This is a genomic window from Kribbella flavida DSM 17836 (genome assembly GCF_000024345.1).
GTDB classification, from domain to species: Bacteria; Actinomycetota; Actinomycetes; order Propionibacteriales; family Kribbellaceae; genus Kribbella; species Kribbella flavida.
This window is the reverse complement of the sequence record NC_013729.1, coordinates 3,944,231-3,967,724: the sequence shown is the minus strand read 5'-3', so window position 1 is coordinate 3,967,724 and position 23,494 is coordinate 3,944,231. Positions and strand designations below refer to the sequence as shown.

Genomic DNA, 23,494 nt, shown 5'->3' with positions numbered 1-23,494 from the left:
GATAGGGGGTGCTGGTGTCCGACTTCATCGGCCGCCGCGACGAACTCGCTGTGCTGGACAAGCGACTCGCGCGCGTGATGACCGACGGCAGAGGCCTCGCGGTCGCGATCCGGGGTCGCCGCCAAGTCGGTAAGTCCCGGCTGGTGCAGGAGTTCTGCGATCGCGCGGCCAGGCCCTACGTCTTTTCGACCGCCACCAAAGGAGCCTCGCCGGTCGAGGCGGCGGACACGTTCCTGGCCGACCTGCGGGATTCGACCCTGCCGACCGATCCAGAACTGGTCCCGCGATCGGCCGCGGGCAGTTGGCCGGACGTGTGGCGCGCGCTCGCGGCGGCCGTTCCGCCGGAGCCCTGCATCGTCGTACTGGACGAAGTGCCCTGGCTCGCGGAGCAGGACGGCCTTTTCGACGGGGCGTTGCAGACCGCCTGGGACCGGTTGTTGTCCACGAAGCCCGTGCTCCTCCTCCTGCTGGGCAGCGATCTGCACATGATGGAGCGATTGACGGCGTACGACAGGCCGTTCCACGGGCGTGCGGACAATCTCGTGCTGGGACCGCTCAATCCGGCCGAGGCCGGTGCGGCGACCGGGCTCACGGGGGCCGACGCGATCGACGCCCAGTTGGTCTCGGGTGGACTGCCCGGCATTCTGCGCAGCTGGCCGGCGGGAACGCCGGCGCTCGAGTTCCTCCGGACCGAGACGGCCGACCCGGCATCCGCGGTCTTCAGCGTCCCGGAGACCGCACTGCTGGCCGAGTTCCCGAACCCGGACCTGTCCCGGCGGGTGATCGAAGCCGTCGGCTTCGGTGAGCGGACGCATCCGAACATTGCCGCGGCTGCCGGGAGCCGGGACGGCGGTCTGGCGTCCGGAACGCTCTCGCCGCTGCTCCAACGCCTGACTCGGGAGAAGCGGGTGCTGGCCGCCGATGAGCCGCTGTCGACGACACCGGGCAAGCCGACGCTCTACCGGATCGCCGACAGCAACCTTCGCCTGTACCTGGGTGTGCTTCGAGCGGCCCACGAACAGGCTCGCCGGGGCCGGCCGGAAGCGGCGTTCCGGCTGATCGAACGGCGCTGGACCAGTTGGCGCGGACGAGCGGTCGAACCAGTCGTCCGGGAAGCCCTCGAGCTGGCCGCCCTCGCCGGGGCGCTGCCCTGGCCCGATGTCGAGAGGGTCGGTGGATGGTGGAACCGCCGGTTCGATCCCGAGCTCGATCTGGTCGGCGCCGACCGTGCGCCGATCGCCCGCCGGGTCGACTTCGCCGGCTCGGTGAAGTGGCTCGGTACGCCGTACGACCGGCACGACCTGCGGGAGCTCACCCACGCGGCGCGTGCTGTTCCGGGGTTCGACGCCGGGGCCGCTGGACTTGTCGTCGTGTCGTTGAGCGGATTGTCCTCCGACCTTCGCCGGGCCGACGTGGATCTCGTCTGGACGGCCGACGACGTCGCCGCCGCGTGGGCTTAGTCGCTGCCGGTGACGTTGTCGGTGTGCTGTGCTGGGCCGCGGGTAGTCGTGCCAGACTGCGGGCAGTACTTCCAGTTCGAGGAGGTTCGCTGATGGGCATCGTGTCGCCGGGGTTCACCGGGCGTCGTCGTGGTGGGTCGGACCTGCCGCCGGGGCAGTACCTGACCCGGGATTTCCCGGTGCTGTCGGCGGGGCCGACGCCGCACGTGCTGCCGGAGCACTGGGAGTTCAGCATCACCACCGAGACCGGTGAGGTGCACAAGTGGGACTGGGCCGCGTTCCAGGCGCTGCCGAGTGAGGAGATCACCCGGGACATCCACTGCGTGACGCGGTGGTCGAAGCTGGAGACGGACTGGAAGGGCGTCTCGCTCGACACCCTGCTCGCGGACGTGGAGACCGGCGCCGACTTCGCGATGGCGCACAGCTACGGCGGCTACACCACGAACCTGCCGCTGGAGGACCTGCTCGACGGGCAGGCCTGGGTGGCGTACGAGTTCGACGGCGAGCCGCTGGGCGCCGAGCACGGTGGCCCGGCCCGGCTGCTGGTGCCGCACCTGTACTTCTGGAAGAGCGCCAAGTGGGTCCGCGGCCTGGTGCTGTCCGACACCGACGACCTCGGGTTCTGGGAGAGCGCGGGCTACCACGAGTACGGAGATCCATGGAAAGAACAGCGCTACGCCGGCGACTGACCTGGCAGACCGGCACCGTCACGCAGGTACGTGAGGAGACCTCGACCGCCCGGACGATCGTGCTCGACCTGCCGGACTGGCCGGGCCACCTGGCCGGGCAGCACCTGGACGTCCGGCTCACCGCGCCGGACGGGTACCGCGCGTCCCGGTCGTACTCGATCGCGTCCGCGTGGACCGGCGAGGGGGTCGAGCTGACCGTCGAGCAGGTCCCGGACGGAGAGGTCTCGCCGTACCTGGTGGAGGTGCTGAAGGTCGGCGACCCGCTGGAGGTCCGCGGTCCGGTCGGCGGCTGGTTCGTCTGGCGGCCCGAGGACACCGGGCCGGTGCAGCTGATCGGTGGCGGCTCGGGCGTCGTCCCGCTGATGGCGATGCTGCGCACCCACGCGCACGCCGCCAGTACGACGCCGGTCCGCCTCCTGTACTCCGTCCGCCGGCCGGCCTCGGTGATCTACCGACCGGACCTGAAGGACCTGGCCGCGTCCGACGACGTCGACGTGACCTTCGTCTACACCCGGGAGGCCCCGCCGGGCGAGCCCCGGGTCGGCCGGATCGACGCCGAGCTGCTCGCCGCGAAGGCGTTCGGGCCGGCCGACGACCCGACCACGTACGTCTGCGGGCCGACGCCGTTCGTCGAGGCGGTCGCCGATCTGCTGGTCGCCGCCGGGCACGACCCGAGCAAGGTGAGAACCGAACGTTTCGGACCGACAGGAGGACCCCGATGAGCGCCGATGTCCCGACCCACCTGGACGGCAACGCGGCCGCGGGTGCGCTGCGCGAGCTGTTCGCCGTCGACGTCACCACGGCGATCGCCCGGTGCGCCGGCTGCGGCCGCACCGGCGTCTTCGCCGAAGCCCGCCTGTACGCCGACGCGCCCGGCCTGGTCGCCCGTTGCCCAGGCTGCGAGGACGTGCTGCTGCGCGTGGTCACCACACCGAGCGACACGTACTTCGACCTGCGCGGGCTGACCTACCTCAGGCTGCCCAACACTCCCTGAGCAGCACCGAAGCGGCCCGGACGATCCTGTCCGGGCCGCTTCGTGCTGTACCGGGACCTTGACAGCTCCGTCACCCATACGCTTGGGTTCTTCACACCTAATCATGGGAAATTAACACGAGCTGGTGAGAGGCGGGCCGCATGAGGTTCCGGGTGATGGCAGCGGCGGCAGCGGTGCTGCTCACAACGACGACCGTGGCCTGCGGGGCCGAGAACGAGCCCGGCGGTGGTGGCGGCGGAGACGCGAAGATCGCCTTCTTGATGCCCGACATCGCCTCGACCCGCTACGAGCAGTTCGACGCCCCACTGTTCAAGGCGAAGATCAAGGAACTCTGTGCGGGCTGCGAGGTGCTCTACCAGAACGCCGGGGCCGACCCGGCCAAGCAGCAGCAGCAGGCCAACTCGATGCTCGCCCAAGGCGTGAAGGCACTCGTGATCGACCCGGTCGACTCCGCCGCCGCGGCCTCGATCGTGCAGGCCGCCCAGGGCCAGGGCGTGCCGGTGATCGCCTACGACCGGCCGATCCCGGACAAGAAGGCCGACTACTACGTCTCGTTCGACAACGAGAAGATCGGTCAGCTGATCGCCCAGTCGCTGGTCGACGAGCTGAAGGCGAGCAAGGCCACCGGCGGCATCCTGCAGGTCAACGGCTCACCCACCGACGCCGCGGCCGGGCTGATCAAGAAGGGCATTCACAGCGCCGTCGACCCGAGCGGGTTCAAGCTGCTGGCCGAGTTCGACACGCCGGGCTGGCAGCCGCCGAAGGCCCAGGAGTGGGTCAGCGGCCAGATCACCCGGTTCCCGCACCAGATCGCCGGCGTGGTCGCCGCCAACGACGGCACCGGCGGCGCGGCGATCGCCGCCTTCAAGGCGGCCGGCGCGAAGGTGCCGCCGGTGACCGGCAACGACGCCGAGCTCGCCGCGATCCAGCGGGTGATCGCCGGCGACCAGTTCAACACCATCTCCAAGCCGATCAAGACCGTCGCCGACGCCGCCGCGGTGGTCGCGCACGAGTTCGCCCAGGGCAAGAAGCCGGCCGGCAAGACCACACTGTTCGACACGCCCTCGGAGCTGTTCACGCCGACCGTGGTGACCCGGGCCACCGTGGCCGACGTGCTCGGGGCGCCGGACTTCGCGCTGAAGGTCGCCGACGTCTGCACGCCGGAGTACAAGGCGGCCTGCGACAAGCTCGGGATCAAGTGATGGCTGTTCTCGAGCTCCGGGGGATCAGCAAGAACTTCGGCGCCGTCGCGGCGCTGACCGACGTCGACCTGAGCGTCGACGCCGGTCAGGTGGTCGCGATCGTCGGCGACAACGGCGCCGGCAAGTCGACGCTGGTCAAGGTGCTGTCCGGCGTGCACGCGCCGGACGCCGGCACGATCCTGTTCGAGGGCCGGGAGGTGACCGTCAACGGGCCGGCCGCGGCGCACAGGCTCGGCATCGCCACCGTCTTCCAGGACCTCGCGCTGTGCGAGAACCTGAGCGTCGTCGAGAACCTCTTCCTCGGCCGCGAGCTCGGTCCGTACCGGCTGGACGACGTGGCGATGGAGGTCCGCTCCTGGGAGCTGCTGCGGCAGTTGTCGGCCAAGCTCCCGGCGGTCCGGATCCCGGTCGCGTCGCTGTCCGGCGGGCAGCGGCAGACCGTCGCGATCGCGCGGTCGCTGCTGGGCGACCCGAAAGTGGTCGTGCTCGACGAGCCGACCGCGGCGCTCGGGGTCGCGCAGACCACCGAGGTGCTCAACCTGATCGAGCGGCTGCGGGAGAACGGGCACGGCGTGGTGATGATCAGCCACAACATGGCCGACGTCCGGGCCGTCGCGGACCAGGTGGCGGTGCTGCGGCTCGGCCGGTCGAACGGCGTGTTCGACGCCCGCACCACCTCGTCGGAGCAGCTGATCGCCGCGATCACCGGTGCGTCGGACAACGTGGTGACACAGCGCGCGGCCCGGCGGCAGGACGGCGTACGGGAAGGAGCGCGGGGATGACCGCGATGGATCTGAGCGACGAGCGCCTGCGGCAACGACCGGGCCTGCGCGGGTACGGCGCGAGCCTGCTCGACCGGATCCGCTCCGGTGAGCTCGGCATGATCCCGGTCGTCGCCGGCCTGGTGGTGATCTGGACGGTGCTGCAGGTCCTCAACCCGATCTTCCTGTCCAGCACCAACCTGGTGAACCTGACGATGGAGTGCGTGCCCGTCGGCATCGTTGCGCTCGGCATCGTCTGTGTGCTGCTGGTCGGCCAGATCGACCTGTCGGTCGGCTCGATCAGCGGGTTGTCGGCGGCGATCATGGCCGTGCTGTTCGTGAACCAGAGCTGGCCGGCCTGGATCGCGGTGCTGACCGCGGTCGCGGCCGGGATCGGGATCGGGCTGCTCTACTCGCTCGTGCACAACCGGGTCGGCATCCCGAGCTTCGTGATCACGCTGGCCGGTCTGCTGTCGTTCCTCGGGCTGCAGCTGAAGGCGCTCGGCACGTCGGGATCGGTCAACCTGCCGTACGACTCGGCGCTGGTGCGGTTCGCCCAGCTCTGGTTCGTGCCGGCCTGGTTGTCGTACGTGCTGGTGGTGGCGGCGGCCGCGGGGCTGTTCGTGGTCGGGTACCTGCACGCGAGCAAGCGGCGCACGGCAGGGCTGTCGGCGCGCTCGTTGCGTTTCCTGCTCGTGCGCAGCGGGCTGCTGCTGGCCGGCCTGGGCTTCGCGGTCTGGTACCTGAACCGCACCCGCGGGGTCGGCTGGATGTTCGTGCTCTTCGTCGCGCTCGCCCTGCTGCTGCACTACGGCCTGACCTCGACCAAGTGGGGCAAGTCCCTGTACGCCGTCGGCGGCAACGTCGAGGCCGCCCGTCGGGCGGGCATCAACGTGAACCTGGTCTACACCTCGGCCTTCGTGCTCTGTACGACGCTCGCCGCGGTCGGCGGCATCCTGGCCGCGGCCCGGCTGGCAGCGGCCAACCAGAGCAGCGGCGGCGGAGACGTCAACCTGAACGCGATCGCCGCCGCGGTGATCGGCGGCACGAGCCTGTTCGGCGGCCGTGGTACGGCGTTCGCCGCGGTGCTCGGCATCCTGGTGATCCAGTCCATCTCCAGCGGCCTGACCCTGCTCAGCCTGGACTCGTCCTACCGGTTCTTCGTCACCGGCGTGGTGCTGCTGCTCGCCGTCGGCGTCGACTCGCTCGCCCGCCGCTCCCGCGCCAGCCACGGCCGGGGCTGACGGCGACCGCGCCGACCGCCGCTGGGGGAGCGGCGGTCAGCGGCGGGGCTTGGTGCGCGAGCGACGGATCGTGTCGCGCTGGGTCTCGCCGACGGCGCGCTCGTAGGCCAGCACCAGCCCCTGGATCGTCACCGGCTTGAAGCGCTCGACCAACTGGCGGATGTGCTCGGGCGGACCGCCGGAGTCGCGGTAGTGCGGCCAGACCTTGGTGCGGAACACCTCGGTCAGTTCCTCGGCGATCGCCCGGCCGTGGTCGGCGAAGATCCGGCCGGCGGCGAGCACCGCGTCGACCGGCAGGTCGAGGTCGAGCAGCTCGACGCCGAGACTGAGGTGCGCGGTCGCGACCTGGAAGACGTCCTCGTCGGGCGTCGGCTCGACCACCCCGAGCGCGACCAGCATCTCGATGTCGTCGTCGGTCAGCTCCCGCCCGGTCCGCCGGACGAGCGCCGCCCGGTCGAGCGTCTCGGGCAGGTCGCGCATCCACGGCGTGAGCAGCGTCCGGTGCAGCGCGATGTCCTGCGGCGAGGCGTCGCTGGGAATGCGGTCCAGGTAGCCCTCGATCGCGGAGAGGGTGAACCCGTGCGCCTGCAGCTCGCGGACGAGGTCCAGCCGGGCGATGTGCTCGGGGCCGTAGTAGCCGACCCGGCCGCGGCGTACCGGCGGCGGGATCAGGCCGCGGCCGGCGTAGAACCGCAGCGTCCGCACGGTCATCCCGACCCGGGCCGACAGTTCGTCGACGGTGAGCGTCGCCTCGTCCGGGCTGAGGTCCGACCTGGATTCCGCGCGTGATTCCGGCATGGCGCAGATCATAGGGGCCGGGCTTGACGATTGTGACACCATCGCTGTCACAATCGGTCTGTCCACCTCAGACGACGGGATGCCCCCATGACCGAAGCCTTCCTGTACGACGCGATCAGGACTCCCCGCGGCAAGGGCAAGCCGTCCGGCGCCCTGCACGAGGTGAAGCCGATCCAGCTGGTCACCGGCCTGCTCACGGAGCTGCGCAGCCGGCATCCCGAGCTGGACCCGGCCGCCGTCGACGACGTTGTGCTCGGTGTCGTCACGCCGATCGGCGACCAGGGCATGGACATCGCCCGAACGGCGGTCCTCGCGGCCGGCTACCCGCAGACCACCGGCGGCGTGCAGCTCAACCGGTTCTGCGCGTCCGGTCTGGAGGCGGTCAACCAGGCGGCCCAGCGGGTCCGGTCCGGCTGGGAGGACTTCATTCTCGCCGGCGGCGTCGAGTCGATGTCGCGGGTGCCGATGGGCTCCGACGGCGGTGCCTGGGCGATGGACCCGGAGACCGCGCTGCAGACCGGTTTCGTCCCGCAGGGCGTCAGTGCCGACCTGATCGCGACCATCGACGGGTTCTCCCGCACCGATGTCGACGCGTACGCCGCCGAGTCGCACGCGCGCGCCGCGAAGGCCTGGGCGAACGGCCACTTCGCCCGCTCGGTGGTCCCGGTCGCCGACCGCAACGGATTGCCGATCCTCGACCACGACCAGCTCGTCCGGCCGGGCACGACGGTCGAGACGCTGGCCGGGCTGCCGCCGTCGTTCGCGGCGATCGGGGAGCACGGCGGCTTCGACGCGGTCGCGCTGGAGAAGTACGTGACGGTGGAGCGGATCGAGCACGTGCACCACGCCGGCAACTCGTCCGGCATCGTGGACGGCGCCGCACTGGTGGCCGTGGGCAACGAGAAGGCCGGTGAGGCGCTCGGTCGGGCGCCGCGTGGACGGGTGGTGGCGACCGGGGTCAGCGGGGCCGATCCCACGATCATGCTGACCGGGCCGGCTCCGGCCGCCCGCAAGGCGCTGGCCAAGGCCGGCCTCGAGGTCGGCGACATCGACCTGTTCGAGATGAACGAGGCGTTCGCGGCGGCGGTGCTGCACTTCATGGCCGACCTGGGCGTGCCGCACGAGGTGGTGAACGTGAACGGTGGCGCGATCGCGCTCGGCCACCCGCTCGGCGCCACCGGCGCGATCCTGATCGGCACCCTGCTGGACGAGCTGGAGCGGCGCGAGCTCCGCTACGGTCTGGCGACCCTGTGCGTCGGCGGCGGGATGGGCGTCGCGACCGTCATCGAGAGGCTGGCGGCATGATCTCCTGGACGGAAGCCGACGGGATCGTCACGCTGACGATGGACGACCCGGACGCCTCGGCGAACACCATGAACGCGGCCTACGTCGCGGCGATGGGTGCCACCGTCGAGCGGCTGCAGGCCGAGAAGGACACGCTGAAGGGCGTCCTGGTCACCAGTGCCAAGCCGACCTTCTTCGCCGGGGGCAACCTGCGGATGCTGTCGCAGGTCCAGCCGGAGGACGCGGCCGAGCTGTTCGAGACGCTGGAGGAGGTCAAGCGCCAGCTCCGGGCGCTGGAGACCCTGGGCGTGCCGGTCGTCGCGGCGATCAACGGCACCGCGCTCGGCGGCGGCCTGGAGATCGCGCTCGCCTGCCACCACCGGATCGTCGCCGACGACCCGCGGATCGAGCTCGGCGTGCCGGAAGTGACACTCGGTCTGCTGCCCGGCGGAGGCGGCGTCACCCGCACGGTCCGGGTGCTCGGGCTGCAGGACGCGCTGACGAAGGTGCTGCTGCAGGGGCAGCGGATGAAGCCGGCGCACGCGCGGTCGGTCGGCGTCGTCGACGAGGTCGTGCCCGTCGACGACCTGCTGCCGGCGGCGTACCGGTTCATCGAGGCGTACGACGGCGACGCCCGGCAGCCCTGGGACCGCGACGGCCACAAGCTTCCCGGCGGTACGCCGTCCTCCCCGAAGCTGGCCGCGTTCCTGCCCGCCTTCCCGGCGAACCTGCGCAAACAGCTCAAGGGCGCGCCCTACCCGGCGCCGCGGGCGATCATGAGCGCGGCCGTCGAGGGCAGCCAGGTCGACTTCGCCACCGCGAGCCGGATCGAGTCGCGGTACTTCGTCTCGCTGGCCACCGGGCAGATCGCCAAGAACATGATCAACGCGTTCTTCTTCGAGCTGCAGGCGATCAACGCCGGCGCGTCCCGCCCGGCCGGCGTACCGCAGTACGGCGCGCGCAAGGTCGGGGTGCTCGGCGCCGGGATGATGGGCGCCGGCATCGCCTACGAGTGCGCTCGCGCCGGCCTCGAGGTGGTGCTCAAGGACGTCACGCTCCAGGCCGCCGAGCAGGGCAAGGCGTACTCCGAGAAGCTGCTCGCCGAGCAGTTGCAGAAGGGCCGCACGACCACCGAGAAGGTGGCGCAGCTGCTGAGCCGGATCACGCCGGCCGCCGACCCGAACGAGCTGGCCGGGTGCGACGTGGTGATCGAGGCGGTGTTCGAGAGCGAGGAGCTGAAGCAGCAGGTCTTCGCCGAGATCGCCGGCGTGGTGGACCCGGACGCGCTGCTGTGCTCGAACACCTCCACGCTGCCGATCACCTCGCTGGCCGGCGGGATCGACCGGCCGGAGGACTTCCTCGGCATGCACTTCTTCTCGCCGGTCGACCGGATGCCGCTGGTCGAGCTGATCGTCGGGCAGCAGACGTCGGACCGCGCGCTGGCCCGGGCGTACGACGTGGTCCGGCAGCTGCGGAAGACGCCGATCGTGGTCAACGACAGCCGCGGCTTCTTCACCTCGCGGGTGTTCGGCACGCTGGTGATGGAGGGCGCCGCGCTGGTCGGTGAAGGTGTCTCCCCGGTCACCGTCGAGCGGGCCGCGACCCAGATGGGCTTCCCGGCGCCGCCGTTGGCGCTGCTGGACGAGGTGACCCTGACGCTGCCGCAGAAGATCCGCGACGCCGCGCGGGCGGCCGGGGACAACGCCGGCGCCTTCGACGACCACCCGGGCATGGCGGTCACCGATCGGCTGGTGAACGAGTTCGACCGGCGCGGCAAGGCCGCCGGCGCGGGCTTCTACGACTACCCGGCCGACGGGCCGAAGCAGCTTTGGCCGGGCCTGCGGCAGCACTTCGGCGGCGGCACCGACGTACCGTTCGCGGACCTGCAGGAGCGGCTGACGTTCGCGATGTCGCTGGAGACGGTGAAGTGCCTCGACGAGGGCGTGCTGCGCTCGGTCGCGGACGCGAACATCGGCTCGATCCTCGGCATTGGCTTCCCGCCGTTGCACGGGGGCGCGCTGCAGTACATCACCGCGTACGCCGGTGGGCTGCCCGGCTTCGTCGCCCGCGCGCGCGAGCTGGCCGCGGCGTACGGGCCCCGCTTCTCGCCGCCCGCACTGCTCGTCCGCAAGGCGGAGGCGGGGGAGACGTTCGGCTGAGCTCGAGCGCCGGGTGCTTGGACAGCAAGCGGGGACCGTGAACAAGTTCTAACCTGTTCACGGTCCCCAGTCGGTGTCCGAGGTCGTCGCTACTCGGCGGTCTGGTAGACCGGTGTGACGATCGCCCGGGCGAGCGTGTGGAAGGCGAGGTTGAAGCTCACCACGGCCGCGCTGGCCTGCTCGTCGACGTCCAGCTTCTCGACGTCCAGGGCGTGCACCACGAAGTAGTACCGGTGCGCCGGGTCGCCGGCCGGCGGGGCCGCGCCGCCGTAGTTCTTGGTGCCGTAGTCGTTGCGGACGTGGAACGCGCCGTTGCTCAGCCGCTCGGTCGCGCCGGCGCCGGCCGGCAGCTCGGTGACGTCGGCGGGCAGGTTGACCAGCACCCAGTGCCAGAAGCCGGACGGCGTCGGCGCGTCGGGGTCGAAGCAGGTCACCACGAAGCCCTTGGTCTCGGCCGGGAAACCGGACCAGCTGAGCTGCGGCGACGTGTTGCCACCGGCAAAGACCTGGGCGTCGTCCAGCGGCTCGCCGGCGGAGAAGTCGGTGCTGGTGACGGTGAACGATCCGACCTGCGGCAGCAGGCTGTACGGGTCCGGTGCGACCGGCCGTTCGAGCGACATCGGTGATCCTCCGGGATCTCGCGTGCGGGTGGGCGGGGTGTGGTGATTCCGACATTACTGTCCACGGTGAGCGGACTCCGGCCGGGGCACCGCCGCGGAGATGCGAAGATCGGAGCTGGCCGGGGTCCAGCCGGCCGCCGACGACACGTGGAGGACCTGCGGTGGAGGAGTACCTGGCCCGGATCGGGCCGGCCGATGAGGCGGCGATGCGCGCCGCCACGCAGCGTCAGCGGCTGCTGACCAAACCGGCCGGATCGCTCGGCGTGCTGGAGGACCTGTCCGTGCGGGTCGCCGGGATGACCGGCGGCGCGGCCGGCGTACCGGCGCCGGCGGTGGTGGCGGTGTTCGCCGCCGACCACGGCGTGCACGCGCAAGGGGTCTCGCCGTGGCCGCAGGAGGTGACCGCCGCCATGCTGGCGAACTTCGCCGCGGGCGGCGCCGCGGTGAACGCGTTCGCCGCGAACAACGGGGTCGACGTCCGGGTGGTCGACGTCGGCGTGGCCACCGACGTGGACGAGCTGGACATCGTGCACGCCAAGGTCCGGGCCGGCACGCGCGACCTGTCCGTCGGTCCGGCGCTGACCGCCGACGAGGTGCTGGCCGCGGTGCGGGTCGGGTTCGAGCTGGCGGACCAGCTGGTCGCCGACGGGTACCGCTGCCTGCTGACCGGCGACATGGGCATCGCAAACACGACCGCCTCGGCCGCGCTGATCGCGACCTTCACCGGCGCCACCGCCGCCGACGTGACCGGGCGGGGGACCGGGATCGACGACGCGACACTGGCGCACAAGACCGAGGTGGTGCGGGCGGCGCTGGATCGGCACGAGGTGCCGGCGTCGGACCCGCTCAGCGCGCTCGCGGCGTACGGCGGGCTGGAGCATGCGGCGCTCGCCGGCTACATCCTGGGCGGCGCGGCGAACAAGGTGCCGGTGATCCTCGACGGCGTGATCGCCGGCGCGGCCGCGCTGGTCGCGCAGGCGCTGCACCCGGCGGTCGTCGAGTACTGCGTGGCGGGTCATCGCTCCGCGGAGCCGGGTCACGCTGTCGCCCTGAAGGCGCTGGGGCTGCAGCCGCTCGTCGACCTCGACCTGCGGCTGGGTGAGGGGACCGGCGCGGTGCTCGCCTACCCGATCCTCACCTGCGCGGTCCGCGCCCTGGCCCAGATGGCCACCTTCGAGTCGGCCGGCATCTCCTCCGGCGACGAAGACGCCGCCGAGGCCGGATCGTCGGCCGCGGAGCGGGAGGGAGACGCGTGAGCGAGCCTGCGCCGTACTTGTCGGGGCTGGTGCTGACCGGCCGTCGGGTGGTTGTCGTCGGCGGTGGCGGCGTGGCGCAGCGGCGGTTGCCGCGGCTGCTGGAGACCGGCGCGCAGATCGACGTGATCTCCCCCGCGATCACCCCGACCATCGAAGGCCTGCTGACCAACCCCGACCTGCGCTGGGTCGAGCGCGGCTACGCACCCGGCGATCTGGAAGGTGCCTGGTACGTCGTGGTCGCCACCGACGACGACGCGGTGAACGACCAGGTCTCGGCCGAGGCGGAGCAGCGGCGGATCTTCTGCGTCCGCTCCGACGACCGCTCCCGCGCGACCGCCTGGACCCCGGCGTCCGGGCAGCACGACCACGTCACCGTCGGTGTGCTCGGCGCGGGCGACCACCGCCGGTCGGCCGCCGTCCGCGACGCGATCCTGGAGGAGCTGCGGACCGGTGCGCTCGGCGCCCGCGACTCGCTGGACAAGAAGCCGGGGGTGTACCTGGTCGGCGGCGGTCCCGGTGATCCCGACCTGATCACTGTGCGCGGCCGCCGGCTGCTCGCCGAGGCGGACGTCGTCGTCGCGGACCGCCTCGCCCCGCAGCAGCTGCTCGACGAACTGCACTCCGACGTCGAGCTGATCGACGCCGCGAAACTGCCGCGCGGACGGTCGGCGCAGCAGGAGGAGATCAACCGGATCCTGGTCGAGCGCGCGCAGCAGGGCAAGCTGGTCGTTCGGCTCAAGGGCGGCGACCCGTACGTCTTCGGCCGCGGCTTCGAGGAAGCGATCGCGTGTGCCGAGGCCGGCGTGCAGTGGACGGTCGTGCCCGGCATCACCAGCTCGATCTCGGTGCCCGCGGTCTCGGGCATCCCGGTCACCCACCGCGGCGTCACCCACGAGTTCACGGTCGTCTCCGGCCACATCCCGCCGGACCACCCCGACTCCCTGGTCAACTGGCCCGCGCTCGCGCAGCTGAACGGCACGCTGGTGCTGCTGATGGCCGTCGAGAACCTGCCGAAGATCGCCGCCACGTTGACCGCTCACGGGCGGGCGTCGACCACTCCCGCCGCGGTCATCGCCGACGGCACACTGCCGGGGCAGCGCATGGTGACGGCCGACCTGGGCACCATCGCCGCGACGGTCGAGCAGGCCGGGATCGGCGCACCGGCGATCGTCGTCATCGGCAACGTCGTCGCGGTCGCGGCGTCGGTCCTGCGGGAGACCGTGGTCGAGGAATCCCGGTGATCGTCGAGGTCGACCAGGCCGACGACCCGCGGCTGGCGGACTACGTGCAGCTGCGGGAGGTCAACCTGCGCCGCCTGCTCGAGGAGGAGCACGGGCTGTTCATCGCCGAGGGCGACAAGGTGATCCGGCGGGCGGCCGACGCGGGGTACGAGCCGCGGTCGTTCCTGCTCGCGCCGCGCTGGCTCGACACGCTGGCCGACGTGCTCGAGAAGTGGCCGGAGGCACCGGTCTACCTGGTCTCGGCGGAGCTGGCCGAGCAGGTCACCGGGTTCCACGTGCACCGCGGCGCTCTGGCGTCGTACCGGCGGCAGGCTCCGGCCGACCTCGACACCCTGCTCGCGGGCGTGACCCACGGCCGGATCGCGATCTTCGACGACATCGTCGACCACACGAACGTCGGCGCGGGCTTCCGGGCCGCCGCCGCGCTGGGGGTGGACGCGGTGCTGGTCAGCCCGACCTGCGCGGATCCGCTCTACCGCCGGTCGGTGAAGGTCTCGATGGGCACGGTCTTCCAGGTGCCGTGGACCAGGGTGGCCAGCTGGCCGGGCGCGCTCGACCAGCTCCGGGAGCACGGCTTCGTCACGGCCGCCTTCGCGCTCACCGACGACTCGATCAGCCTGGACGAGCTGGCCGCCCGGCGCGACGCCAAGCTCGCGCTGATCTTCGGCACCGAAGGCCACGGCCTGAGCCCGCACGTCCTCCGGCAGACCGACCTCACCGTCAAGATCCCGATGGCCGGCGGCGTCGACTCCCTCAACGTGGCCTCGTCGGCAGCGGTAGCCTTTTACGCCACCCGGCCTTGACCCACTGTGAGGGCGCGATGCGTACGACGGACCGTCTGCTGCTGAGACCCTTCCAGGACAGCGACCTGGAGCCGTGGGCCGCCCTCAACACCGACCCCGAGGTCGTGCGCTACCTCGGCGGCGAACCACTGAGCCGGGCCCAGTCCGACCGGATCGCCGAGCAGGTGAACGCCCAGTACGCCGCCGAGGGGATCGGCTTCCTGGCCGTCGAGCGACAGTCCGACGGCGCGTTCGTCGGCGCCTGCGGCCTGACGTTCGAGCAGTGGTACCCGGAGGAACTGCAGATCGGCTGGCGACTGGCCCGGGCGTACTGGGGGCACGGCTACGCGACGGAGGCAGCCGCCGCCTGGCTCGACCACGCCTTCACCGACGTCGGCCGGGACCGGGTGCTCTCCGTCACCGACACCCCGAACGTCCGCAGCATCGCGGTGATGCGCCGCCTCGGGATGACCTTCGACCACACCGCCGTACTGGCGGAGGACGGCGTCGAGTTCGACGCGACGGTCTACTCGATCACCGCGGACGCCTGGCGCACCGCGAACAGGATCAACTGAGCAGGCGGGGCGTGCTCGCGCGGACGACCGGGTACGCCGGCACGGTGCGGCGGGTCGGTTCCGGGTCGGGCGTGGTCGCGCGGTAGACGGCTTCCTCGGCGACGGCGTCGAGGGCGACGTGCACGGTGGTCAACGCCGGTACGACGTCGCGCAGGGTGGTGATGTCGTCGAAGCCGGCGACGCCGATGTCCTCGGGGATCCGCAGGCCGCGTTCGCGCAGACCGGCCAGCGCGCCGAGCGCCATGTCGTCGGTGACGGCGAACACCAGCTGCAGGTCGCGCAGCTCGTCGTTGCTCAGCCCGAGCACGACGTCACGCGCGCCGACCCAGCTGAACTGCGGATGCCGCACCCGCGCCCCCGCGACGCCGGCGTCCGCCAGGCCGTGCACGAATCCCTCCACCCGGCGTCGCATGGACAGCAGGGGAGTGTCGCTGCCGAGCACCAGGCAGCGGCGGTAACCGATCCCCGCCAACTCGCGCGCGAGCTGCCGGGCGCCCTCGTGGTTGTCGAAGTCCACGGTGTCGAAGGGCAGGTCGCTGCGGCTGATCAGCACGACGCGCCCGCCGGTCTCCTCGTACCGGCGCAGCTCGTCGACGAGAGGCTGCTCCGACGGCGGGTCGACGGACCCGCTGCCGGCCAGGATGATCGCCCGGGGCTGCTGGCCGCGCAGCTCGCGGACCAGGTCGAGCTCGCGATCGGCCCGCCGCTCGGTGACCGCGATCGACACGTGCAGCCCGACGGCCTCGGCCTGCTTGAGGATCTCGGCCGCCAGCGCACCGAAGTACGGGTCGGAGATCAGGCTGGTCACCAGCGCGATCGTGCGGGAGGTGCCGCGGGCCATCGCCTGAGCCGGCAGGTTCGGCGTGTAGCCGAGGGCGCGAGCGGCCTCGAGCACCCGTTCGCGGTAGCTCTCGGCGACCTTGCGGGCGCTGCCGTTGAGCACCCGCGAGGCGGTCGGCTGCGACACCCCCGCCGCCCGCGCGACGTCGTCGAGCGTGACCGGCCGCTTGGGCCCGGACTCGCTGCGCATCGACGGCACCCGGGCAGCCTAGCGGCGAAAACGGCTGGACACTCCTGGTGGGATGAACGCATGCGAAAAGTCCTCGCCGCCGCCCCGCCTCCGACCTTGTGCACGGCTCGGCCATCGGCGATGTCGGTATGCGGCTGAACCGTGCACAGAGTCGGCGTGGCAGCGCAGGTGCGCCGAGATCGTGCACGGCTCAGTCGTTCGTACGGGGCGCAGGCGGCTGGACCGTGCTCGAAGTCGCGGCGGCGAGGGGCACCGACGTGATCGGGTTCGGCGAGCGAACGTCCTGCTGTTGGCGACCGGCTACTCGCTGACCGGGTCGTCCTCGTGCGACTCGGCGTTCAGCATGGGGGAGACGGGCCAGTCGGCCGGGTAGTCCGGGGCCAGTTCCTCGGCCTCGGCGAAGAGGCGCTTCTTGTACTTGCGGGAGAGGCGGTCGCCGAACACCATGCCCTGGGTGTGGTCGGTCTCGTGCTGCAGGCACCGGGCCAGCAGGCCGTTGCCCTCGTAGCTGACCGGGTTGCCGTGCTCGTCGACGCCGGTGACCTTCGCGTAGTCCGGCCGGGCGCACTTGGTGAAGGCGCCGGGCAGCGACAGGCAGCCCTCCTCGCCCTCGTCCAGGTGGCGGTCCTTGCCCTCGGGCAGTTCGAGCTTCGGGTTGCAGACCACGCCCTGGTGCCGGACGCCGTCGCGGTCCGGGCAGTCGAACACGAACAGCTGCAGGTCGACCCCGACCTGGTTCGCGGCCAGCCCGACGCCCTCGGCCGCGTTCATCGTCGCGACCATGTCGGCGACGAGCTTGTGCAGGTCGTCGCCGAAGTCGGTGACCGGCTGGTTGACCCGGTGCATGACGTCCTCACCCCAGCGGGTGATGGGCAGCACCGAACCGTTCGTAGGCAGCGTAGGCATGGCCGAAATCCTAGCGAAGCACCCGTTCCACCCAGGCGCCCGGTACGCCGTCCGCGACGACCGCACGGGGCAGCGCCGACCCGGCGGGACAGGCCGCGCCCGGGCCGCTGGAGCAGGTGCTCACGCGGCCCGGGCGGCCAGGTGGTCAGCCCTTGTTGACCTCGTCCCGCCAGGCGACCCACTCGCGGACCAGGCCGAGGTCGTAGTCCGGCCCGGACGTGCTGATCGTGAACAGCCGGGTGCCGACGTCGAGCAGCGACTTGCCGACCTCCTCGGGCGACTTGTCCCCGACCCCGGCCGAGCGCTCGATCTCGCCGGGGTCGCGGCCGATCGTGCGGCAGTGCCCGTCGAGCACCTCGTGCTTGTGCGCGATCGTCTCGGCGTCGCCGAAGCCGTGCCAGATGTTCGCGTGCTGGGCGACCAGCTTCAGCGTCTTCTTCTCGCCGCCGCCGCCGATCAGCACCGGGATGTCGCGGGTCGGTCGCGGGTTGAGCCTGGCCCACCGGCGCTCGATCCGCGGCAGTGCCTCGCCGAGCGCGTCCAGCCGGCCGCCCGCGGTGCCGAACTCGTAGCCGTACTCGTCGTAGTCCTTCTCGAACCAGCCGGACCCGATGCCGAAGATCAGTCGGCCGTCGCTGATGTGGTCGACCGTGCGGGCCATGTCGGCGAGCAGGTCGGGGTTGCGGTAGGAGTTGCAGGTCACCAGCGCGCCGAACTCGATCCGCTCGGTCGCCTCGGCCCAGGCGGCCAGCATCGTCCAGGCCTCGAAGTGCAGGCCCTCGGGCTCACCGGACAGCGGGTAGAAGTGGTCCCAGTTGAACGCCACGTCGACGCCGAGCTCCTCGACCGCGGCGACGGCGCGGCGGATGTCGGCGTACTGCGCGTGCTGGGGCTGGATCTGCACACCGATGCGGACCGGGAAGGCGGCGTAGGGGCGATCGGTGGACTCGGTCGATGTCATGCTGGAAATCCTAACGGCTGTTGCGGAGGACCCTCCGGTACGGCCGCGCTACGGACTGGGGGCCGGCGATGACCGAGCAGGACGACCAGATCTCCGAGTTCGCCCGGTTGTTCCGCGGCTTTCTCGAGCGGATGCAGGGCACCCCGGCCGGCGTCGGCCGGGAGAACCTGTACGACCGGCTCGAGGCGCACCTGGGGGCCGGGCCTCAGGACCTGCCGGTGGTCACCTCCGCGTTCCCGCCGTTCGACTTGCCGAACGTGCACGTCGCGCTGGAGCGGTGGTTCGACGAGTTCGAGGTGATCGGCATGGTCGGCACCGACCGCGGGCACCACTCGCTGGCCGAGTTGCTGGAGCTGGCCACCGCGCACCAGTTGGGCGTCGGCGCCGTGGACTACCAGCGCATCTCGGTCGACGTGGGCGTCGAGATGGACTGCGTCGCCTTCGGCTTCTACCTCGGCCGGCAGGGCGACGACCGGTACGTCGCGTTGCTGCGCGCCGCCAATCCGCAGTACGGGCGGATGACCGTGCAGCTGGAGGTGCTGGCGACGTCCAAGGAGGGGGGCGAGCGGTTCCTGTCGGCACTGCCGGAGCTGATCCGCGAGCACAACGTCTTCCGCGGCAAGGTGGTGTCGTTCGAGGGGCACGACTTCGGGCACGGAGTCGGACCGTTCCGGCTGCATCCGCGACCGGGCGTCTCGCGTGACGACGTGGTGCTGCCGGACGGAGTGCTGGAGCGGGTCGAGCGCGAGGTGATCGGGGTCGCCGAGCACCGGGAGACCCTGCTGAGCCAGGGACAGCACCTGCGTCGGGGAGTGCTGCTGTACGGGCCGCCGGGAACGGGCAAGACCCACACCGTGCGGTACCTGCTGTCCCGGCTGCCGCAGTTCACGGTGGTGCTGCTGGCCGGGCGCAGCATCATGTACATCGGTGACGCTTGCGCCCTGGCGCGCAAGCTGGAACCGGCGCTCGTCGTCCTGGAGGACTGCGACCTGATCGCCGAGTCGCGCGACATCACGCGCGGCGGGGAGAACCCGTTGCTGTTCCAGGTGCTCAACGAGATGGACGGGCTGGCCGAGGACGCGGACGTGGCGTTCCTGCTGACCACCAATCGCGCCGACATCCTGGAACCGGCGCTCGCCCAGCGTCCCGGCCGGGTCGACCTCGCCGTCGAGGTCCCGCTGCCCGACGCACCCGGCCGAAGCCGCCTGCTCGCGCTGTACGGCCCGTCGCTCGAGGTCAGCGCCGGTGTCGTCGACGAGATCGTCAGCCGGACCGAGGGCACCACCGCGTCCTTCGCCAAGGAACTCGTCCGCCGCGCCGTCCTGCTCGCCGCGGAGAACGGCACCACGCCCGGCGACGCCGAGCTGCACGCCGCCGCAACCGAGCTCCTGTCCGCCCGCGACACCCTCACCCGCCGCCTCCTCGGCACGACCGAGGGGTAGAAGGCGCCCCCCGACGCAGCGCGACCGAGGGGTGGGAGGCCGCCACCCGGTGGAGGGTCAGCCGGAGTGCTGTGCCTCCAGCACGGTCGCGGCGTGCCGGTCTGCCCACTCGCCCAACGCCCGGATCGGAACCAGGAGATCCTGGCCGGCGGAGGTCAGCGAGTACTCCACCCGCGGCGGCGCCTCGGCGTACCGGCGGCGCTCGACCACGCGATGCTGCTCGAGCCGCCGGAGCGTCTCGGTGAGCACCTTCGGGCTGATCCCGCCGATCTTCCGCCGCAGCTCGACCGGCCGGGCCGGACCGTAGGACAGCGCGTAGATGACCACCATCGGCCAGGTCCCGCTGAGCAGATCGGCAGCGACCCGCGCCTGGCAGTCTGCGTAGAACTTCACTGCTCCAGTGTGCCCGTTCCGTTCGGCACCTGAAGGTGCCTTTCGCAGTGGCTAGCGTCCATCGCTCCAGATCACCACGACGGGAGTACGACATGCGGATCGGAATTCTGGGCAACGGCCGGATGGCCGAGGCGCTGGGTGGGCAGTGGGCGAGGGCCGGGCACGAGATCGTCATCGGCGGCCGGGCGCCGCGGCGCGCGGCGGAGCTGGCGGAACGGATCGGGGCGGCAGCAGGGACGTTGCAGGAAGCAACGAGATTCGGCGCGCTGACGCTGCTCGCCGTACCGGCCGGTGCGGCGCTCGAAACGCTGCGAGTCGTGGGTGCTGCCGACGGCAGTCTGCGCGGCCGGGTGCTGGTCGACTGCACGAACGCGGTGCTGCACCGCGGCGTGGCGATGACCGTTGACGCGATGGCCGAGACGATCAGCGAGTACGCCGTGGGCGCCCGGGTGGTGAAGGCGTTCAACCTCGCGGCCGACAGCGTCTGGCGGTCGGCGCCGCACGACTTCGACGGCCGCCCACTCGGCGTGCCGCTGTGTGGCGACGACGACGTCGCGGTCGAGCAGGTCGCCGTACTGGCCCGTGACCTGGGGTGCGAGCCGGTGAAGGCGGGTGGGTTGGCACGTGCCCGGTTGCTGGAGGCAACAGCGGCGTTCGCGATCGGCGTCTGGTTCGCCGGGGCAGACACGCGCGCGCTGTTCCCGCCGCTGGAGAACGCCTTCTAGGCTCAGGGCATGAAATCGAGCATCGATCCGGTCCGCTGGACCCCTCCGCCCGCGCCGCCGGCCCGGCAGCCGCGGCACCTCGACGTCCAGACGGTCGCGCTGCCCGGCGCGGGACCCGAGGACACGCTGATCGACGAGGACGGCAGCGTGCTGACCGGTCTGCTCGACGGCCGCATCCTGCGGGTGAGCGCCGACGGCCGGACGATCAGCACGCTTGCCGACACCGGCGGCCGGCCGCTCGGGCTGGAGTGGCTCGCGGACGGCAAGGTGCTGGTCTGCGACGCCAACCGCGGCCTGCTCACGCTCGACCGCGACGGCCGGATCGCCACCTTGCTCGGCGAGGTCGACGGCCGGCCGATGCGGTTCTGCAACAACGCCGACGTCACCGACGACGGCACGATCTACTTCACCGACTCCTCGACCCGGTTCGGCATCGACGAGTGGATGGCCGACCTGCTGGAGCACTCCTGCACCGGCAGCCTCTACCGGCTCACCCCGGACGGCGAGGTGACCCGGCTCGTGTCCGGGCGCGCCTTCCCGAACGGCGTGGCGCTGAGCGGCGACCAGCAGACGCTGTTCTTCGCCGAGACCGGCGGCTACGGGCTCTACAAGCTGGACCTCACCAGCCCCGGCGCAGAGCCCGAGCTGGTGGTGGCGATCCCGGGGCTGCCGGACAACATCGCCCGCGGCTCGGACGGCCTGATCTGGGTCGCGATCGGTTCACCGCGCAACGCCCTGCTCGACCGGCTGCTGCCGAAGCCGCCGATCCTGCGCAAGGCGATCTGGGCCCTGCCGGAGGCGGTCAAACCGAAGGCGGCCGACGTGATCGAGATCCAGGCGTACGACGACGCCGGCCGCCTGGTGCACGACCTGCGCGGCACCCATCCCGACTTCCACATGCCGACCGGCGTCCGCGAACGCGACGGCAAGGTCTGGCTCAGCAGCATCGGCACCACCCGTCTCGCCACCTTCCCCACCCCACCCGTCACCACTTGAGGGGACAACCCGCCAAGTAGTGGGTTCTGCCCCCGCATGCGGAGGTAGAACCCGCCCTTCCCGGGGATATCTCCTCGAACGCCGGGGACATCTCCTCGAACGGGCGAGTACGGCGTACGCGCGCCGCCGGCTCAGCGGTCCTCGGCGGGCGGCTGCGGGCGCGGCGGCGGGACCTGACCGCGCGGCTGCGGCGGCTCGGGAATCCGAGTGCCGGCGGCGTCGTCCGTGGCGCCGGTGACCACCAGGGAGAAGTCGTCGCCGTGCGCGGTCACGCCCTCGATCACCGCCGCCTCGACCGCCTCGGTGCCGATCTCCCGGCGCAGCATCAGCGGGTCGGTGCGCAGGTCCTTGGCCAGCGCGACCGCCAGCCCGACCATCACCAGCGCGAACGGCAGCGCCGCGACGATCGTCAGGTTCTGCAGTCCCTGCAGCGCCTCCGAACCGCCTCCACCGACCAGCAGCATCACCGCCGCGACGGCACCGGTCAGCACGCCCCAGAAGATCACCAGCGGCTTCCTCGGTTCGATCGCGCCGCGCTCGGACAGCGTGCCCATCACGATCGACGCGGCGTCCGCGCCGGAGACGAAGAAGATCGCCACCAGCACGACCACCAGCACGGTGGTCACCGACGGGAGTGGGAACTGCTCAAGCATCCCGAACAGCTGACCCTCCGAGGTCGACTGCCCGGCGATGTCCACCCCGTTGCGCTGGGTGTCGATCGCTGCGCCGCCGAAGACGCAGAACCAGACCAGGCTGACCAGCGACGGGACCAGCAGGACGCCGGTGACGAACTGCCGGATGGTCCGGCCGCGGCTGATCCGGGCGATGAACATGCCGACGAACGGGGTCCAGGAGATCCACCAGGCCCAGTAGAAGACGGTCCAGCCGGACAGCCACTCGGCCATCGCGTCGCCGCCGCTGGCTTCGGTCCGGGCGGCCATGTCGGCCAGGTCGCGGAAGTAGTCGCCGATCGCGGTCGGCACCAGGTTGAGGATCAGCACCGTCGGCCCGACCACGAAGACGAAGGCGGCCAGCACGACCGCGAGCACCATGTTGATGTTCGACAGCCACTGGATGCCCTTGGCAACGCCGGACACCGCCGAGGCGACGAAGGCGGCGGTCAGTACCGCGATCACGCCGACCAGGATGCCGTTGCCGGTCCGGTCCATCCAGCCGAGGATCTGCACGCCGGAGCCGATCTGCAGCGCGCCGAGCCCGAGCGAGGCGGCTGAGCCGAACAGCGTCGCGAAGATGGCCAGGCTGTCGATCACCTTGCCGACCGGTCCCTCGGTCCGCCGTCCGAGCAGCGGCGCGAACGCCGAGCTGATCAGCTGCGAGCGGCCGCGCCGGAAGGTGCCGTAGGCAATCGCTATGCCGACCACCGCGTAGATCGCCCACGGGTGCAGGGTCCAGTGGAACAGCGTCGTCGCCATCGCGGTCTGCAGCGCCGCGGACGAGCCGGCCTGGCTGGTGCCCGGCGGGGGAGCGGTGAAGTGGGACAGCGGTTCGCTGACGCCGTAGAACATCAGGCCGATGCCCATTCCGGCGCTGAACATCATCGCCACCCAGGACACCGTCCGGAACTCGGGCTGCTCGTCGTCCGCGCCGAGCGGGATCCGTCCGTACCGGCCGGCCGCCAGCCAGATCACGTAGACGACGACGCCGGAGGCGAGAAGCACGAACAGCCAGCCGGCGTGGTGCTCGACCCAGGTGAGAGCCGAGCCGGACGCCGTACCGAGGCCGGTCGCGTCGGCGAATCCCCAGGCCACGAAGGCCAGGGCGATCACTGCGGTGACGCCGAAGACGACCCGGTCCAGGCCCGCGCCGCGACTTCGGCTGCCGGGTGGTGGCGGGGTCGCGAGCGCGGGGTGCTCGCTGCTGTGGTCCGAGGATGACTCGGGGGACACGTGCCGGCTGTCGAAATCGATCGCCACGGTTGCTCCACGCCTCGCTGCGGCGCGCCTCCTTCTCAGAGT

General features: G+C 71.6%; 23 protein-coding genes. 16 read left to right on the top strand and 7 right to left on the bottom strand.

Annotated elements, in window-relative coordinates:
* The first annotated feature begins 14 nt into the window (after positions 1 to 14).
* From KFLA_RS18310 to KFLA_RS18280, 7 genes are all read left to right on the top strand, one after another.
* Positions 15 to 1,460 (top strand): AAA family ATPase, encoded by a 1,446-nt coding sequence (locus tag KFLA_RS18310; RefSeq protein ID WP_012921298.1) that lies wholly within the window; start codon positions 15 to 17, stop codon positions 1,458 to 1,460.
* A 92-nt stretch (positions 1,461 to 1,552) separates the two neighbouring features.
* Entirely contained in the window at positions 1,553 to 2,149 is a 597-nt protein-coding gene (locus KFLA_RS18305; protein ID WP_012921297.1) for a sulfite oxidase-like oxidoreductase, read from the top strand.
* Positions 2,119 to 2,871 (top strand): ferredoxin reductase, encoded by a 753-nt coding sequence (locus KFLA_RS18300; protein ID WP_012921296.1) that lies wholly within the window; start codon positions 2,119 to 2,121, stop codon positions 2,869 to 2,871. The genes KFLA_RS18305 and KFLA_RS18300 overlap by 31 nt, the downstream gene beginning before the upstream one ends.
* On the top strand, positions 2,868 to 3,143 hold the full coding sequence (locus KFLA_RS18295) for a DUF6510 family protein (protein WP_012921295.1): 276 nt from the start codon (positions 2,868 to 2,870) through the stop codon (positions 3,141 to 3,143). The genes KFLA_RS18300 and KFLA_RS18295 overlap by 4 nt, the downstream gene beginning before the upstream one ends.
* A gap of 140 nt (positions 3,144 to 3,283) precedes the next feature.
* Positions 3,284 to 4,345: a substrate-binding domain-containing protein gene (locus KFLA_RS18290; RefSeq protein ID WP_012921294.1), complete on the top strand. Its 1,062-nt coding sequence runs from the start codon at positions 3,284 to 3,286 to the stop codon at positions 4,343 to 4,345.
* Entirely contained in the window at positions 4,345 to 5,127 is a 783-nt protein-coding gene (locus KFLA_RS18285; RefSeq protein ID WP_012921293.1) for an ATP-binding cassette domain-containing protein, read from the top strand. Before KFLA_RS18290 ends, KFLA_RS18285 begins: the two co-directional genes overlap by 1 nt.
* A complete protein-coding gene (locus KFLA_RS18280) occupies positions 5,124 to 6,350 on the top strand; it encodes a sugar ABC transporter permease (protein ID WP_012921292.1) in 1,227 nt (408 codons plus the stop codon). Before KFLA_RS18285 ends, KFLA_RS18280 begins: the two co-directional genes overlap by 4 nt.
* Positions 6,351 to 6,386: 36 nt before the next feature.
* Here KFLA_RS18280 and KFLA_RS18275 read toward each other — a convergent pair whose 3' ends face one another.
* Positions 6,387 to 7,148, bottom strand: a complete 762-nt coding sequence (locus KFLA_RS18275; protein ID WP_049797595.1) for a MerR family transcriptional regulator — start codon at positions 7,146 to 7,148, stop codon at positions 6,387 to 6,389.
* A gap of 87 nt (positions 7,149 to 7,235) precedes the next feature.
* On the opposite strand from KFLA_RS18275, the gene KFLA_RS18270 reads away from it, so the two are divergent.
* Together KFLA_RS18270 and KFLA_RS18265 are read left to right on the top strand one after the other, a co-directional pair.
* Positions 7,236 to 8,453 carry an acetyl-CoA C-acetyltransferase gene (locus tag KFLA_RS18270; protein ID WP_012921290.1) on the top strand — a complete coding sequence of 406 codons (1,218 nt, stop codon included), beginning with the start codon at positions 7,236 to 7,238 and terminating at the stop codon, positions 8,451 to 8,453.
* On the top strand, positions 8,450 to 10,591 hold the full coding sequence (locus KFLA_RS18265) for a 3-hydroxyacyl-CoA dehydrogenase NAD-binding domain-containing protein (protein ID WP_012921289.1): 2,142 nt from the start codon (positions 8,450 to 8,452) through the stop codon (positions 10,589 to 10,591). Before KFLA_RS18270 ends, KFLA_RS18265 begins: the two co-directional genes overlap by 4 nt.
* 89 nt (positions 10,592 to 10,680) lie before the next feature.
* Here the strand turns inward: KFLA_RS18265 and KFLA_RS18260 are convergent, their stop codons facing one another.
* Positions 10,681 to 11,211, bottom strand: a complete 531-nt coding sequence (locus KFLA_RS18260) for a YbhB/YbcL family Raf kinase inhibitor-like protein (protein ID WP_012921288.1) — start codon at positions 11,209 to 11,211, stop codon at positions 10,681 to 10,683.
* A 161-nt stretch (positions 11,212 to 11,372) separates the two neighbouring features.
* Between KFLA_RS18260 and cobT the strand changes: the two genes are divergently transcribed.
* Genes cobT through KFLA_RS18240 form a run of 4 tightly spaced genes read left to right on the top strand, consistent with a single transcriptional unit; the run spans position 11,373 to position 15,065 of the window.
* Positions 11,373 to 12,467: a nicotinate-nucleotide--dimethylbenzimidazole phosphoribosyltransferase gene (gene cobT / locus KFLA_RS18255; protein WP_012921287.1), complete on the top strand. Its 1,095-nt coding sequence runs from the start codon at positions 11,373 to 11,375 to the stop codon at positions 12,465 to 12,467.
* Positions 12,464 to 13,708 carry a uroporphyrinogen-III C-methyltransferase gene (gene cobA, locus KFLA_RS18250; RefSeq protein WP_012921286.1) on the top strand — a complete coding sequence of 415 codons (1,245 nt, stop codon included), beginning with the start codon at positions 12,464 to 12,466 and terminating at the stop codon, positions 13,706 to 13,708. Before cobT ends, cobA begins: the two co-directional genes overlap by 4 nt.
* Entirely contained in the window at positions 13,699 to 14,511 is an 813-nt protein-coding gene (locus KFLA_RS18245; protein ID WP_148257005.1) for a TrmH family RNA methyltransferase, read from the top strand. The genes cobA and KFLA_RS18245 overlap by 10 nt, the downstream gene beginning before the upstream one ends.
* Before the next feature lie 17 nt (positions 14,512 to 14,528).
* Positions 14,529 to 15,065, top strand: a complete 537-nt coding sequence (locus KFLA_RS18240; protein WP_012921284.1) for a GNAT family N-acetyltransferase — start codon at positions 14,529 to 14,531, stop codon at positions 15,063 to 15,065.
* On the opposite strand, the gene KFLA_RS18235 is transcribed toward KFLA_RS18240, so the two are convergent.
* From KFLA_RS18235 to KFLA_RS18225, 3 genes are all read right to left on the bottom strand, one after another.
* The gene (locus KFLA_RS18235; RefSeq protein WP_012921283.1) at positions 15,058 to 16,095 is read right to left on the bottom strand and encodes a LacI family DNA-binding transcriptional regulator; all 1,038 of its coding nucleotides are present in this window, start codon (positions 16,093 to 16,095) and stop codon (positions 15,058 to 15,060) included. The two genes, KFLA_RS18240 and KFLA_RS18235, sit on opposite strands and share 8 nt — an antisense overlap.
* A 300-nt stretch (positions 16,096 to 16,395) precedes the next feature.
* Positions 16,396 to 17,001, bottom strand: a complete 606-nt coding sequence (def, locus tag KFLA_RS18230) for a peptide deformylase (protein ID WP_012921282.1) — start codon at positions 16,999 to 17,001, stop codon at positions 16,396 to 16,398.
* Between the two features lie 145 nt (positions 17,002 to 17,146).
* Complete coding sequence (locus KFLA_RS18225; RefSeq protein ID WP_012921281.1) at positions 17,147 to 17,962, bottom strand: LLM class F420-dependent oxidoreductase; 816 nt, start codon at positions 17,960 to 17,962, stop codon at positions 17,147 to 17,149.
* Positions 17,963 to 18,030: 68 nt separating this feature from the next.
* Between KFLA_RS18225 and KFLA_RS18220 the strand changes: the two genes are divergently transcribed.
* On the top strand, positions 18,031 to 19,404 hold the full coding sequence (locus tag KFLA_RS18220; protein WP_012921280.1) for an AAA family ATPase: 1,374 nt from the start codon (positions 18,031 to 18,033) through the stop codon (positions 19,402 to 19,404).
* Between the two features lie 57 nt (positions 19,405 to 19,461).
* On the opposite strand, the gene KFLA_RS18215 is transcribed toward KFLA_RS18220, so the two are convergent.
* Positions 19,462 to 19,797, bottom strand: coding sequence for a winged helix-turn-helix transcriptional regulator (locus tag KFLA_RS18215; RefSeq protein ID WP_012921279.1), 336 nt, complete (start codon positions 19,795 to 19,797; stop codon positions 19,462 to 19,464).
* Between the two features lie 92 nt (positions 19,798 to 19,889).
* On the opposite strand from KFLA_RS18215, the gene KFLA_RS18210 reads away from it, so the two are divergent.
* Together KFLA_RS18210 and KFLA_RS18205 are read left to right on the top strand one after the other, a co-directional pair.
* Positions 19,890 to 20,522 carry an NADPH-dependent F420 reductase gene (locus tag KFLA_RS18210; RefSeq protein ID WP_012921278.1) on the top strand — a complete coding sequence of 211 codons (633 nt, stop codon included), beginning with the start codon at positions 19,890 to 19,892 and terminating at the stop codon, positions 20,520 to 20,522.
* A 9-nt stretch (positions 20,523 to 20,531) separates the two neighbouring features.
* Positions 20,532 to 21,518 carry an SMP-30/gluconolactonase/LRE family protein gene (locus KFLA_RS18205; RefSeq protein WP_012921277.1) on the top strand — a complete coding sequence of 329 codons (987 nt, stop codon included), beginning with the start codon at positions 20,532 to 20,534 and terminating at the stop codon, positions 21,516 to 21,518.
* Positions 21,519 to 21,649: 131 nt separating this feature from the next.
* On the opposite strand, the gene KFLA_RS18200 is transcribed toward KFLA_RS18205, so the two are convergent.
* Positions 21,650 to 23,452, bottom strand: coding sequence for a BCCT family transporter (locus tag KFLA_RS18200; RefSeq protein WP_012921276.1), 1,803 nt, complete (start codon positions 23,450 to 23,452; stop codon positions 21,650 to 21,652).
* Positions 23,453 to 23,494 lie beyond the last annotated feature (42 nt).

Coding starts and splice junctions, on each gene's coding strand:
- KFLA_RS18305 (WP_012921297.1), top strand. CDS start 1,553: ATGGGCATCGTGTCGCCGGGGTTCACCGGGCGTCGTCGTGGTGGGTCG.
- KFLA_RS18300 (WP_012921296.1), top strand. CDS start 2,119: ATGGAAAGAACAGCGCTACGCCGGCGACTGACCTGGCAGACCGGCACC.
- KFLA_RS18295 (WP_012921295.1), top strand. CDS start 2,868: ATGAGCGCCGATGTCCCGACCCACCTGGACGGCAACGCGGCCGCGGGT.
- KFLA_RS18290 (WP_012921294.1), top strand. CDS start 3,284: ATGAGGTTCCGGGTGATGGCAGCGGCGGCAGCGGTGCTGCTCACAACG.
- KFLA_RS18285 (WP_012921293.1), top strand. CDS start 4,345: ATGGCTGTTCTCGAGCTCCGGGGGATCAGCAAGAACTTCGGCGCCGTC.
- KFLA_RS18280 (WP_012921292.1), top strand. CDS start 5,124: ATGACCGCGATGGATCTGAGCGACGAGCGCCTGCGGCAACGACCGGGC.
- KFLA_RS18275 (WP_049797595.1), bottom strand. CDS start 7,148: ATGCCGGAATCACGCGCGGAATCCAGGTCGGACCTCAGCCCGGACGAG.
- KFLA_RS18270 (WP_012921290.1), top strand. CDS start 7,236: ATGACCGAAGCCTTCCTGTACGACGCGATCAGGACTCCCCGCGGCAAG.
- KFLA_RS18265 (WP_012921289.1), top strand. CDS start 8,450: ATGATCTCCTGGACGGAAGCCGACGGGATCGTCACGCTGACGATGGAC.
- KFLA_RS18260 (WP_012921288.1), bottom strand. CDS start 11,211: ATGTCGCTCGAACGGCCGGTCGCACCGGACCCGTACAGCCTGCTGCCG.
- KFLA_RS18240 (WP_012921284.1), top strand. CDS start 14,529: ATGCGTACGACGGACCGTCTGCTGCTGAGACCCTTCCAGGACAGCGAC.
- KFLA_RS18235 (WP_012921283.1), bottom strand. CDS start 16,095: ATGCGCAGCGAGTCCGGGCCCAAGCGGCCGGTCACGCTCGACGACGTC.
- def (WP_012921282.1), bottom strand. CDS start 17,001: ATGCCTACGCTGCCTACGAACGGTTCGGTGCTGCCCATCACCCGCTGG.
- KFLA_RS18225 (WP_012921281.1), bottom strand. CDS start 17,962: ATGACATCGACCGAGTCCACCGATCGCCCCTACGCCGCCTTCCCGGTC.
- KFLA_RS18220 (WP_012921280.1), top strand. CDS start 18,031: ATGACCGAGCAGGACGACCAGATCTCCGAGTTCGCCCGGTTGTTCCGC.
- KFLA_RS18210 (WP_012921278.1), top strand. CDS start 19,890: ATGCGGATCGGAATTCTGGGCAACGGCCGGATGGCCGAGGCGCTGGGT.
- KFLA_RS18205 (WP_012921277.1), top strand. CDS start 20,532: ATGAAATCGAGCATCGATCCGGTCCGCTGGACCCCTCCGCCCGCGCCG.